This is a genomic window from Streptomyces sp. NPDC030862, from assembly GCF_055571835.1.
On record NZ_JBVIEN010000007.1, the window covers coordinates 340,290 to 352,141 of the forward strand.

At 72.9% G+C, this 11,852-nt stretch carries 9 protein-coding genes; 4 read left to right on the forward strand and 5 right to left on the reverse strand.

Annotated elements, in window-relative coordinates; translation table 11 throughout:
• Window positions 1-432 precede the first annotated feature (432 nt).
• Window positions 433-1,773, forward strand: coding sequence for an aminotransferase-like domain-containing protein (locus tag ACZ42X_RS20935; protein ID WP_468292037.1), 1,341 nt, complete (start codon window positions 433-435; stop codon window positions 1,771-1,773).
• 748 nt (window positions 1,774-2,521) lie between these two features.
• Window positions 2,522-3,268, forward strand: a complete 747-nt coding sequence (locus ACZ42X_RS20940; RefSeq protein WP_468292040.1) for a helix-turn-helix transcriptional regulator — start codon at window positions 2,522-2,524, stop codon at window positions 3,266-3,268.
• A 158-nt stretch (window positions 3,269-3,426) separates the two neighbouring features.
• Here the strand turns inward: ACZ42X_RS20940 and ACZ42X_RS20945 are convergent, their stop codons facing one another.
• Together ACZ42X_RS20945 and ACZ42X_RS20950 are read right to left on the reverse strand one after the other, a co-directional pair.
• The gene (locus tag ACZ42X_RS20945) at window positions 3,427-3,903 is read right to left on the reverse strand and encodes a (2Fe-2S)-binding protein (RefSeq protein WP_468292043.1); all 477 of its coding nucleotides are present in this window, start codon (window positions 3,901-3,903) and stop codon (window positions 3,427-3,429) included.
• A gap of 15 nt (window positions 3,904-3,918) precedes the next feature.
• Window positions 3,919-6,258 (reverse strand): molybdopterin cofactor-binding domain-containing protein, encoded by a 2,340-nt coding sequence (locus ACZ42X_RS20950; protein ID WP_468292046.1) that lies wholly within the window; start codon window positions 6,256-6,258, stop codon window positions 3,919-3,921.
• A 289-nt stretch (window positions 6,259-6,547) separates the two neighbouring features.
• On the opposite strand from ACZ42X_RS20950, the gene ACZ42X_RS20955 reads away from it, so the two are divergent.
• Entirely contained in the window at window positions 6,548-6,841 is a 294-nt protein-coding gene (locus ACZ42X_RS20955) for a hypothetical protein (RefSeq protein WP_468292049.1), read from the forward strand.
• Window positions 6,842-6,951: 110 nt separating this feature from the next.
• On the forward strand, window positions 6,952-7,338 hold the full coding sequence (locus tag ACZ42X_RS20960) for a VOC family protein (RefSeq protein ID WP_468292052.1): 387 nt from the start codon (window positions 6,952-6,954) through the stop codon (window positions 7,336-7,338).
• A gap of 28 nt (window positions 7,339-7,366) precedes the next feature.
• Here ACZ42X_RS20960 and ACZ42X_RS20965 read toward each other — a convergent pair whose 3' ends face one another.
• The 3 genes from ACZ42X_RS20965 to ACZ42X_RS20975 all read right to left on the reverse strand — a co-directional run bounded on the left by ACZ42X_RS20965 (window position 7,367) and on the right by ACZ42X_RS20975 (window position 11,641).
• A complete protein-coding gene (locus ACZ42X_RS20965) occupies window positions 7,367-8,572 on the reverse strand; it encodes a vWA domain-containing protein (RefSeq protein WP_468292055.1) in 1,206 nt (401 codons plus the stop codon).
• A gap of 224 nt (window positions 8,573-8,796) precedes the next feature.
• Window positions 8,797-10,074: an AAA family ATPase gene (locus ACZ42X_RS20970; protein WP_468292058.1), complete on the reverse strand. Its 1,278-nt coding sequence runs from the start codon at window positions 10,072-10,074 to the stop codon at window positions 8,797-8,799.
• A gap of 118 nt (window positions 10,075-10,192) precedes the next feature.
• Entirely contained in the window at window positions 10,193-11,641 is a 1,449-nt protein-coding gene (locus ACZ42X_RS20975; protein WP_468292061.1) for a hypothetical protein, read from the reverse strand.
• Window positions 11,642-11,852: the final 211 nt, after the last annotated feature.

Sequence of the window (11,852 nt, forward strand, 5' to 3'; positions counted from 1 at the left end):
GCGGAGAGGTCGTGGACGATGTCGTGGACGATGTCGTGCAGGAGAGCGGATCGGCCGCATCGGGGCGGCGGGAGGGCGGTCCGGCTCGGGGTTACGCGGGCCGTGGTGTTCACGGGCGGAAGGTTCCTTCCTGGTCCAGGTCGTGCGGAGTGTTCTCAGTTCATCTGGTCGAACCAGCCTTGTTGTTACGGCCGTTCCGGTTGTTCGCACTGCTTCGACGGTGCTTCTACGGTGCTTCGACGTTGCCTCGGCGGTTTCGGACGGCTCCAACTCAAGTAATTCCAGCGGCCGTTCGGGGAACTTCCACTCGGTTGCCGAGCCGGGCGTCGGAGCAACTCGAGTGTAAGCTCCATCCTTTCCTCGGTTCAATCCGCAATATTGAACTCGGGGCAATCCTGTGCTTCGATGCGATCGGTACGGGAGGCGAGGGCAATGACGGACTATCGGAACGTCGCGGACGCGGTGGCGGAGGAGATCAGAGCGGGGCGGCTCAGAACGGGCGACCGGCTTCCCGCGCAGCGGGAATTCGCCCAGCAGTACGGCATCGCGAACTCCACGGCCACGCGCGTCTATCAGGAGCTCGCCCGCCGGGGCCTCACCGTCGGGCACGTGGGCCGCGGCACCTTCGTGCGCGCCGCTTCCGCCGCGACCGCCGCCCCCGCCCTGTCCGAACCGGCGGACAGCCGGGTCGACTTGGAGCTGAACTACCCGGTGGTGCCCGAGCAGCCCGGGCTGCTCGCCGAGGGGCTCGGCAAGCTGCTGCACCCCGAGTGCCTGGAGTCGGTGCTGCGGCCGGTCGGCCCGGCCGGCACCACCGCCGCGCGCGAGGCGGCGGCGGATCTGCTGGTGCGCGGCGACTGGCGACCCGATCCGGCGCGGGTGCTGTTCGCCGGGAGCGGCCGGCAGGCGATCTCGGCCGTCGTGGCCGCGCTGACACGGCCGGGCGCCCGGCTCGGTGTCGAGGAGCTGACCTACCCGGTGCTCAAGGCGATCGCCACCCGGCTCGGAGTGACCCTCGTGCCCCTGGCCATGGACGAGGACGGGCTCATCCCCGAGGCCGTGGTGGAAGCGCACCGCGCCGGCCCGCTGCACGCCGTGTACGTCCAGCCGACCCTGCACAACCCGCTGTCGCTCACCATGCCGGAGCGGCGGCTCGATCACCTGGCCGATACGCTGCTGACCTGCGGAATCCATGCGATCGAGGACGCCGTCTGGGCCTTCCTCCGGGATGATCTGCCGCCCCTCGCCTCGCGTGCGGCCGAGCGGACCGTCCTCGTCGACAGCCTGTCCAAGCGGGTGTCCCCGGGCCTGTCCCTCGGGTTCGCGGTGGCTCCCGCCACCGTCGCGGGCGCTGTCGCCGCGTCACTGCGCTCCGGCGGCTGGGCGCCCATGCGGTTCCCGCTGGAGGCGATGGCCCAGTGGCAGGCGGACGGAACCGTACGGGCGCTGGTGCGGGCCAAGCAACGGCAGGCCGCCGCGCGGCAGGAGCTCGCCGAGCGCCATCTCGGCGAGTTCGTGACGCGCGGCGATCCCCGCTCGTACTACCGCTGGTGGGAGCTGCCGAGTCCGTGGCGTGCCGACACGTTCGTCGCCGCCGCGGCGCGGCACGGCATCGCGGTGACTCCGGCCGCGGCGTTCTCGGTCGGGCGCCACCGCGCCCCGCACGCCATCCGCCTGGGCCTGGCCTCACCCGGAACGGGTACCCTCTCGCGGGCCTTGGAGACCCTGGGCGACCTCGCCCGGTCGACCCCGGACGACCTCGCCCACGACTAGCGCCGACCCGGCGGACCGCAGGATGGCAATCCGTGCCGGCACCCTCGATTCGTCTCACATTATGAGACGAATCGAGGGGAAATCACGGGTGAAAAAGGGCCTGATAGCGAATTGCGTGGTCCGTGCTCTTCGTGTGTCAGCCCCAGGCCGAGTCGTACCGCACGTGAGGGGTGGGGTGTGTGGGCGCGGAAAGGCAAGGGTGTGCAGCGCTGACGGTCCAACACATATCGTCACCTTATCGATGTGATTGTTTCCACGTTTAACGGTGCGCGGTTCCTGTGCGTGAAACTACCGGTGCTGATTCTGATGAACCGGCTTCCGGAAGGTGTCACTTCTGTTTCGTTCGGCCACTTTCTTTGCGTCACATCCATCCTGCGCATATTCCGGCGGCGATGCGAGCCTGACTGCCATCCTGATCGCGAACTGCGGCAACACGAAGGATGGGCAAATGCGTCAACATTCGGACATAGCGGCAACTTCCGAAGTGGTACGCCTGTGTGAAGAGGGGTTGCGGTGGTACCGCGAGGCGCTGGAGGCGGGGACGGTATCGGGGGATGTGCCCCGGTGCCTCATCCGGTGCGGGCTCCTGAGGCCGCTGCCCGGGGGACGGGACCTGTACGTCCCCGTTCCTCCGAAAATCGCGGAAGCGCAGCTCACGCGACCCGTGGAGCGCGACATCGAACAGCGCCGGAAAACCCTGGAGTCGCTGCGTTCCTCCTTTCTCACAGCGGAAGCCGTCTATCGAAAAGTGCAGCGCCAAGCAGAGCTGCCCATCGAGCACCTGGGTGGCGAAGAGGTCATCGGAGAGGCGCTGCGGCTGGCCGTCGGGTCCTGCAAGGAGGAGCTGCTCACCGCGCAGCCCGGCGGCGGTCGTTCGCCCGCGCTGCTCGCCGAGGCCCTGCCCCGCGACCTCGCGCTCGTACGGAAAGGGGTACGGCAGCGCACGCTCTACCAGCACAGTGTGCGGTCGCACGGCCCCACCCTCGCGTACATCGAACAGGTCCTGGCCGAGGGCGCCCAGGTCCGCACGCTGGACGAGATCTTCGAACGCGTCATCATCTGTGACCGCTCGATCGCCTTCATCCCCGGTGCACCGGAGCGGAAGAGCGCCGCACTGGCCATCCGGCACCCCGGTGCGATCGAGTTCCTCACCAAGGTGTTCGAGCACATGTGGGAGCGGGCGGAGCCCATTGCCCTCGCCACCGAACAGCACCGCCCCGACCTGCTCACCAACTCCGTCCGCAGGACCGTCCTCCGCATGGTCGTGACCGGCCACACGGACGAGACCATCGCGGCCCGGCTGGGCGTGAGCGCCCGTACCGTCTCCACGCACATCCGGAAGGTCTCCGAAGCCCTGGGCAGCCGCAGCAGGGCCGAGCTGGGATACCTCCTGTCCCAGCGGCGGCTCCTCGAACCGGAAAACTCCCTCTTAGGCGAGACCCCACGCCCCCAGACGCGCCCACGCCGGCAGACCACGCGCGAACACTGCGGCTGACACCCCCGCTTCCCCGCCTCCGGAACGCGCACCCGGGCGGCCTGACATCGTTGTACCGCCGCCGGTGGACCCGGCGGCGCCTTCACGTTCGTACGGCACCGGGGCGCCGACCCCGGTGCCGCCCGCTCCCGCAAGGCCGCTCACATCTACGCGACCGCTCACATCTGCTCGGCGCCCGCCTTGATCGCCTCGCGGATACGGGGATAGGTACCGCAGCGGCAGATGTTGCGCAGGGAATCGAGGTCCTCCTCGGTGACCTTGCGGCCTTCCTCCGCCACCCGGCGGACCAGCGCGACGGCGGCCATGATCTGGCCGGGCTGGCAGTAGCCGCACTGCGCCACGTCGTGGTCGAGCCACGCCCGCTGCATCGGATGCAGCTCCGCGCCCACCGTGGCCGCGAGCCCTTCGATCGTGGTGACCTCGTCGGTCGGGCTCAGGTCCTTGACGGGGACCGCGCACGGGTTGACGGCCCTGCCGTTGAGGTGGCTCGTACACGCCTTGCAGACGTTGATGCCGCAACCGTACTTCGGCCCGGTGACCCCCAGGACGTCGCGCAGCACCCACAACAGCCGCACGTCGCCGTCGACGTCGACGGTGACCTGCTCACCATTGAGGCGGAACGAGTACTCCGGCACGTGATCTCCAAGTTGTCAGCGGACGTGGTCCAGGCCGTCGGTGGGGGACTGCGGGATGGGCGGGACGGTCGGTTTGGGGATGAAGGAGAGCGTGCCGTGGTTGATGGGGAAGGTGGTCGGCATGGTTCCCGTGGCACGGCCGTAGGCACAGGCGACCGCGGCCATCGACGCGGCGACCCCGAGCTCCCCGGCGCCACCGGGCTCCCCCGTGGTGTCCGGCATCACGATGACCTCCAGCTCGGGTGGCGTGTTCCACTGCCGGGTGTAGAAGTAGTTGTCCCAACTGGCCTCCAGGAAGTACCCGTCCCGCAGGTGGAGGCCGGCCGTCAGCGTCTGGGCGATTCCGTCCATGACGCAGCCCATCATCTGCGCCTCCAGCCCACGCGGGTTGACGGCGAGCCCGACGTCCACGGCGACGACCGCTTTGGTGACGCGCGGTCCCGTCACGCCGTCGCGGATGGGACGGCCGACGGTCTCGGGCCGGCAGTCGATCTCCACCAGTACGGCGCTGACGGAGTGGTACTCCGAGTGGAAGGCGATGCCCTGCGCCATGCCGGCCGGCATGGACCTGCCCCACTCCCCGGCCTCGGCGGCCTTCTCCAGCACGGCCCGGGCGCGATCGTCGCGGAGGAAATCGCGGCGGAACCGGAAGGGGTCCTTGCCCATCTTCGCGGCGAGCCGGTCGACGACGAGCTCCCGGGCGCAGGTGACGTCCGGCGAATAGACGTTGCGCATGCTGCCCGTGTTGAAGCCCTTGGCGGTTTCGCTCAGCAGCCGGCTGGTGACGCCGAAGTCGTACGGCATCGACTGGGAGAGCTGGAAGAACGTTTCGGCGAACCCGATGTCGCCCACCGGCAGCTTCGCGGCCATCGCGGTGAGGATCTCGCCGAGCCCGTGGCCGAAGTCGGTGGAGACGCTCGTGTGCCGCTGCTGGTAACCGAGGACGGTGTCGCCGGCGTACGCGACGCGCACGCGCGAGGTGGCCATGGGGTGGGTGCGCCCCTGGCGGGAGTCGTCGGCCCGGTGCCACATGAGTTTGACGGGCTTGCCGATCCGCCGGGAGATCTCGGCCGCCTCCAGCGCGGCGTCGAAGAACAGCTTGCGCCCGAAGGATCCCCCGCCTTCGGTGACGTGCACCCTGACCGCCCGCGGCGGCAGCCCGAGCTTGGCCGCGATGGTCTGCTGCGCGACGATCGGGGCCTTCAGCGACGCCCAGATCTCGGCGCGGTCGGAACGTACGTCGGCTATCGCGCAGTTGGGCTCCAGCGCGCTGTTGCCGCGGAAGTGGAAGGTGAACCGGCCTTCCGCGACCGGGGTCAGCGGCGGCAGCCCCAGCGGTAGTTCGGCGGCCCGCAGCTCCTTGCGTACGGACTCGTCGGACGCGCCTTCCACGGTGCCGGGCTTCCACGACACCCGCAGGGCGCGCACCGCGTCGACGCACTGGCCGAAGGTCTCCGCGCGCACCGCCACCCCGGTGGAGACGACCGCGACATCGGTGACGCCCGGCATGGCGCGGACCTCGTCGAGGTTGGCGACCGCGCCGACCCTGCCGTTGATGGTCGGCGGACGGCAGACCATGGTCGGCTTGGCGTTCGGTACGTCCAGGTCCATCGTGAACTTCTTGCGCCCGGTGACCGCGGCGAGTGCGTCGATCCGGTTGTGCGGCTTGCCGATGACGGTGAACCGCTCACGCGCCTTCAGCTCCACGGACATCCGCTGTGTCGCGGCGCTCGCGGCCTTCCCGGACAGCTCCCCGATGCCGATGCTCCGGCCCGCCGGGCCGGTGACGACCCCCGCCTTCAGGCTGAGGTCGGTGACGGCCGCCCCGAGTTCCCCCGCCGCCGCCTGCAGCAGCCTGGCCCGGGCCAGGGCGGCCGCGACCCGGATCGGCGTGTACGTCGAGACGGTCGTGTTCGATCCGCCGGTGAGCTGGTTGAACACGAGCTCCGGGCGGGCGTCGGCCAGCGTGACCCGGACCCGTTCCACCGGTACGTCCATCTCCTCGGCGATCAGCATCGCCGTCGACGTGGTGATGCCCTGCCCGACCTCGGCCCGCGGCAGCGCGAACGACACCGTGCCGTCCCTGTTCACCTCGACCGTGATCAGGTGCGCGGTCGGCAGGGCCGCCGCGGTCATCACGTCGTTGAGGTCGAGCAGCTCGGTGACGTCCGGTGAGGGGATGCCCGCTGACGAGGCGCCCGGTGCGGGGACGCCGACGGCGGCGGCCTCCGGCGCCGGACCGAACTCGGCGGCCGTCACCAGGGTCGGAGCGGCCAGTACGTAACCGAGGAACCGGCGCCTCCCGAGGGCGGGCGCACCGGGCACGGGCTGACTCGTACGATCAGGACCGGTCATCTCCTCATCTTCCCCTCTCTTCACTCGATCCCGCCGGGGAGCGGCGGAAACCCGCGCCCCGGCGGCATCGGTGTGGCTCAGAACGGGCGGTTCGCGTCGGGGACTTGCAGCTGGATGCCCCGCCCCTCCGACAGGAACAGCAGCCCGAACGTGCGGAGCGCCGCCTCCACCGCGCGGCGCGGCGGTCGAGGTCCACCGCGCGGCGCGGCGGTCGAGGAGACGCGGCCGCACCGCACCCCTATGGCGTAACGGGCCGCATCCTCCGCCGGGGCACGGCGTTGGTCGGACTGTGACCAAGACTCAACGCGTATTCGCCGCCCTCGCCCTCGCCGCCGGTACCTCCGCGCTGACCGCTCCCACGGCGGACGCGGCCCCCCTCCCCGGTGGGCCGCAGCGGCCGACCCTCATCAGCCAGGCCGAGGAACTGCTGATGATCTCCGTGCCCCCGGAGCGCCGTTCCGAGGTGCCGAGGGTGACCCAGCAGCTCGGCGGCCTCGGCGGGCTGCAGCGCCTCGGTGAGCTGGGGCAGGTCATCGCGCCGGTGGCGCCCGTGCTCGGGTTCATTCCCGGCGTCCGGTTGTAGGGCGTCCCGCTACTGTGGACGGACGGTCTCCCGGTGTTCCCGGGCGACCGTCCGTCTGTCGTACGAGCGGTCCCGGCCGAAAGGCCCGGACCACCGGAGGGGGTGGCCCCGTGCGGGTCAAGGATTTCGACCACGTGGTGCTCAACGTGGAGGACGTCGAGCGGTCCCTGGAGTTCTACTGCGGACCCCTCGGCCTGGAGCCGGTCCGGGTCGAGGAGTGGCGGGCCGGCAAGGTGCCGTTCCCGTCCGTACGGGTCAGCCCGACGATGATCATCGACTTGTTCAAGCGGCCCCGCGGCGAGTCCAACGTGGACCACATCTGTCTGGTGGTGGACCCCGTGGACTGGCAGGAGGTCATCGACTCCGGCCGGTTCGACGTCCTGGAGGGCCCGGTCAGCCGCTTCGGCGCCCGCGGCTCCGCCCAGTCCGTCTACGTGCGGGACCCCGACGGCAACACCGTCGAACTGCGCTGGTACCCGCAGGACGCGCAGGACTGAGCCGGGGCGACCGGGCCACCGGGCCCTCTCACCCGATGGTGACGACACGCGCCCACGCCGGCGGGGTGGCCGGGACGTAGTCGGGGTTCCGCTCGTTCCTGGCGCGGGCGGGACGGGCGAAGAGACCGACGACCGTGCGACAGGGCGGTGGCGCGGACGGCCAGGGCGTCTGACCGTCCGTCAGGGCGACGATGACGTCCGGGCGCGGCCCGGAGCGCAGCGCCCGGGCGAAACCGGAGCGCAGGTCCGTGCCCCCGCCGCCGATCAGCTCCATGTTCTCGGCGCGGCAGAGCGGGACGGCGATCCCGGCCGCCGCGTCGCAGGAGATCACCGACACCAGGTCGCGCCGCCCGCCCACCGCCCGCGCGATCGCCGCCACCTCCAGCAGCGCGCTGCCCAGCTCCGCGTCGCTCACCGACCCCGAGGTGTCGATCACGACGCAGACCCGGGGCGGCGTACGGCGCAGACTGGGCAGCACCACCCCGGGAACACCGGCCGAGCGCCGGGACGGGCGCCGGTAGCTGTGGTTCTCGCCCGCGCCCGGCGCCCCCACCGCCGAGCGGACCGCCGCCCCCAGCAACCGACGCCACGGCTGCGGGGGATGGAACGCTTCCTCCGCCCACCGGCGCCACCCCTCCGGCGCGCTGCCCGGCTTCCCCTTGATGCCCTCCGCGACCCGGAAGCGGACCGCGTCCCGCTGCTGCCTGGACAGCCCGTGTGCCCCGTCGGCCCCCAGCTCCCAGGGCCGCTCCTGCCCGTCGGCACCACTGCCGCAGTCCAGCCAGGCGAGCTCCGCGACGAGCCCGGACATCGACGCCGTGCGCAGGTACTCCTCCATCAGCAGTCCGTCGGACAGCCGCAGCATGCTCGGAAGCACCGCGCCGGTGGGCCTGGGCAGGCCATCGCCGTAGATGTCGTCGTTGATCTCGAAGTCCGCCGCGATGTTGCGCCGCAGCCTCTCACCGGGTCCGTACGCCTCGTGCTCGCGCGCGTACCGCTCGCCCCGCCCGTGGTGGTCCCGGAGCAGATGCGAGACCTCGTGCACCCAGACGCCCGCCAGCTCCTCCACCGGGGTGCGGGCCACGAAGGCGGGGGAGACGTAGCAGCGCCAGTGCGCGTCCACCCCCATCGTCGGCACCGACCGGTCCTCCACCACGTGCAGGGCGAAGAGCGCGTCGGCGAGGTAGGGGCGGACCTTCACCGCGTGCAACCGGGCCGTAAGCAACTTCTCCATGTCCAGCGGGAGTACGGGCCCGCGGGCCGGCCCGCCGGAGCGCGGCGACGGCTGCGGCGAGGGCCGGGACATCGCACGTGGCGCCGGACGTGGCGCCGGGTACGGGGCCGGGCGCGGCACCGGGTGTGGACCCCGCAGCGGGCCCGGCCCGGGCCCCGGTCCCGTCACCGGGCGCTGAGCGGCGGGCCCCGGTCCCGTCACCGGGCGCTGAGCGGCGGGCCCCGTCATCGGTGCGCCCCCGCCGCGGTTCCGGCGCCGGCCGCCGCCGCGACGCGGCCCACCGACCGGTCCGCCCCCTGGGCGAGACCGATCACCCCGGTCAGCCGCTCCACGGCCCCCGGCACCTCCCAGTCGTCGCGGCGCAGCGCCGCCAGCGTCGTCGCCGGAGCGACCAGCAGGTCCGGGGCGCCGGTCTCCAGCGCCCGGACGAGCACCGCCCACCCCGCCTCCCACCGCTCCCGCTCCGGCCGCGCCCCGACGGCGGCCACCACCGCCTCCAGCGTCGCCTGACGCAGGTCGCCGCGCTCCGGCAGCTCGGCGGCGGCCGGATCGGCCAGCAGCGACTCCGGGTCCGGCAGGTCCATCCGGTCCAGATGGGCGAGGAGTTCGAGCCCCGGACCGTCGCCCACGGCGCCCCGCACCAGCAGCGCCAGCACCTCCCGGGAGGCGGAGGCCGCCGTACCGAAGGCCAGCAGGGTCAGCGCGGCCTCCCAGCTGCGCGGCGAGGGCCAGGCGCCGCCGCGCCGCGTCTCGGTACTCGGCAGCCGGTGGATCAGCGTCGGCCGCGCCTTCAGGAAGCCGCAGACCGCGCGCCGGGCGAACGCCACCGCCTCCGGCAGCAGCTCCGGCACCAGCCGGGGCAGCTCCGCCCGTGGCCAGACCCCGCCGAGCCCGCGCACCACCACCTCCCGGTCGTGCACCCAGTACAGGTGCACGAACCGGTTGGCCAGCGGCGGGCTCAGCTCCCAGCCGTCCGCCGCGGACGCCCGCGGATTGGCGGCGGCCACGATCCTCACGCCTTCGGGCAGTTGCAGCTCACCGACCCTCCGCTCCAGGACGACCCGGAGCAGCGCGGCCTGCACGGCCGGGGTGGCGGTGGACAGCTCGTCGAGGAAGAGCAGCCCCCGCCCGGCCCGTACGAGCTCCACCGCCCACTGCGGCGGCGCCATCGGCACGCCGCGTACCGCGGGGTCGTCGCCCACGATGGGCAGCCCGGAGAAGTCGGACGGCTCGTGGACGCTGGCGATCACGGTCGTGAGCGGCAGGTCGAGGGAGGCGGCGAGCTGCGTCAGCGCCGCGGTCTTGCCGATGCCCGGCTCACCCCAGAGCAGTACGGGGAGGTCGGCGGCGACGGCCAGCGTCAGTGCTTCGAGCTGCTCGTCGGGGCGCGGCTCGGTGGTGGTCGTCCGCAGGAGGGCGAGGAGGTCGTCGGCGACGGCGAGCTGGGCGTCGGTCGCGGCGGCGCTGGTGGCCGGGGCGGGCAGGAGCGTACGCGTGGTCATGGGCATCACCTGAAGTGGGAGAAGGGGACGGGACGGCCCGTCCCGGAGGTCGTGAAGGCGTGCGGCGCTCAACGCGCCGTACAGCGAAGGCAGAAGGGGGGCGGCCGTGGGCCGCCGGTCAGGAGGTCAGGCCGGTACGGGGCCGGGTCCGGCTGCTCCGCTTGTCGCGCAGCACGGAAGGTGTCCGGCGGTCGAGCCGCGGGCGGTGTCCGGCCTGCGGATGGCCCGCGCCCGAGGCGTTCGCGGCCGCCAGCGCCGTACCGGAAGCGGGGTGTACGGGGACCAGCCCCGAGCGGAAGAGCCCGTGGTCGACGCGGCGGTCGGCGGCCGCCCGCAGTTCCTCCCGGAGCGGCCCGTCGCGCAGGACCGCACCGGGCCCGAGGAGGCCCTCGACCACGGCGAGCGCCCCGGCGACGTCACCGTGGAGCAGCCGCTCCCGCACCGCGGGCAGCGCCTCCGGATCGCGGTGCACGGTGTCGATCGCCCGCAGGCAGGGCAGCGGCGGCCCGCCGAGCGCCACCAGGAGCGCCTCGCGGCGCAGTTGGTCCGGGTCGTGGTCGACCGCCGTCAGCACGCCGTCACGCAGCGCGATCCGGTGGATCTCGCCCCGGCACTCCACCCGGTGCGGATCACCGGGCTCGGACACCGGGCGGACGGCCGGGGCGGAGCCGTACGCCGCCAGCGCCTCGGCGACGAGCGGATGCAGCCGCTCCGGCGCGATCAGCCCGGCCCGCAGCAACTCCAGGTCGGGCAGGGCCCGGACCGCCGCCTCCGGCAGCACCGGAAGCGCCGCGGCCTCGTGCGGCGGCAGCGCCTCCCGCAGCGGCCGCACCGTCGGGGCATGGCCGTCGTCGGGGGCGACGAGCGCGAACACGGCGTGTCTCCGCGCCCCCAGCCGCACGGTGAAGGCCCCGCGAGCGGGCCGGCCCTCGGCGCGCAACAGCGACTCCGCCTCGGCGGCCCAGTGTTCGGGGAACGGGCCGCGGTCCGACGGCGGCCCGTCGGCACCGCACCGCCGCGCCAGTTCGCCGCTGCGTGCGGAGTCCCAGAGGTGCCGGTGCAGGTCCAGCCGGAAACGCCGGTCGGGGTGCGGGTGCGGGTGGGCTTGCGGCTGGGCATGCCCGCGGTGCCGGGAAGTGCCGTCCAGCGGCCCCTCCCACAGGGCGAGGGTCATCCGCTGTCCGGCGTCCGCCCAGGCCGGCGGTGTCCGCACCACCAACTGTGGCGACGGGCCGCCGGGAGTCCCGTAACGGGCCAGCGCGAGGGTGAGGCCGGGCCGGAGCCGCCCGTCGGGGGCGATCCGGGGCATGTGCCAACGGAGCAGGTCGGGCGCCAGTCGGCGCAGGTCCGCGCGGAGGCGGGCGGTGAGTTCGGTGCCGTGGCGGTCGCGCACGGCGCGCAGATCGAGATCGACGTCGATCCGGGCGGCGGCGCAGGCCCCCGCCCAGTCACCGACCGCACGCCGTGCGGTCGCGGTCTCGATCATGGACGGTGGCACGGCGTACTCGCGCACGCGCTGCCACATCAGCAGGCGGGTCGGAATCCCGTTCGCGAAGTGAGGTGCCATCAGCACTCACCCTGAGCGAACGAGTCCCCCAATCCGTACGAGGAGAAGTAGTTCATCACCGGCATCGTAACCAGGCCGTTGACGATCTGTCAGCCTCATTCTTTCCCCGGGCCGACGACGCGGACCCCGGCGGGGGGGGGGGGAGGGGGGGGGGGGGGGGCGGGGGGGGGGGGGGGGCGGGGGGGGGGGGGGGGGGGGGTCGAACGGCAGG

What these genes read in the sequence shown, in the direction of transcription:
- ACZ42X_RS20935 (WP_468292037.1), top strand. Translation starts at nt 433, where the DNA reads ATGACGGACTATCGGAACGTCGCGGACGCGGTGGCGGAGGAGATCAGA.
- ACZ42X_RS20950 (WP_468292046.1), bottom strand. Translation starts at nt 6,258, where the DNA reads ATGACCGGTCCTGATCGTACGAGTCAGCCCGTGCCCGGTGCGCCCGCC.
- ACZ42X_RS20965 (WP_468292055.1), bottom strand. Translation starts at nt 8,572, where the DNA reads ATGGAGAAGTTGCTTACGGCCCGGTTGCACGCGGTGAAGGTCCGCCCC.
- ACZ42X_RS20970 (WP_468292058.1), bottom strand. Translation starts at nt 10,074, where the DNA reads ATGACCACGCGTACGCTCCTGCCCGCCCCGGCCACCAGCGCCGCCGCG.
- ACZ42X_RS20975 (WP_468292061.1), bottom strand. Translation starts at nt 11,641, where the DNA reads ATGGCACCTCACTTCGCGAACGGGATTCCGACCCGCCTGCTGATGTGG.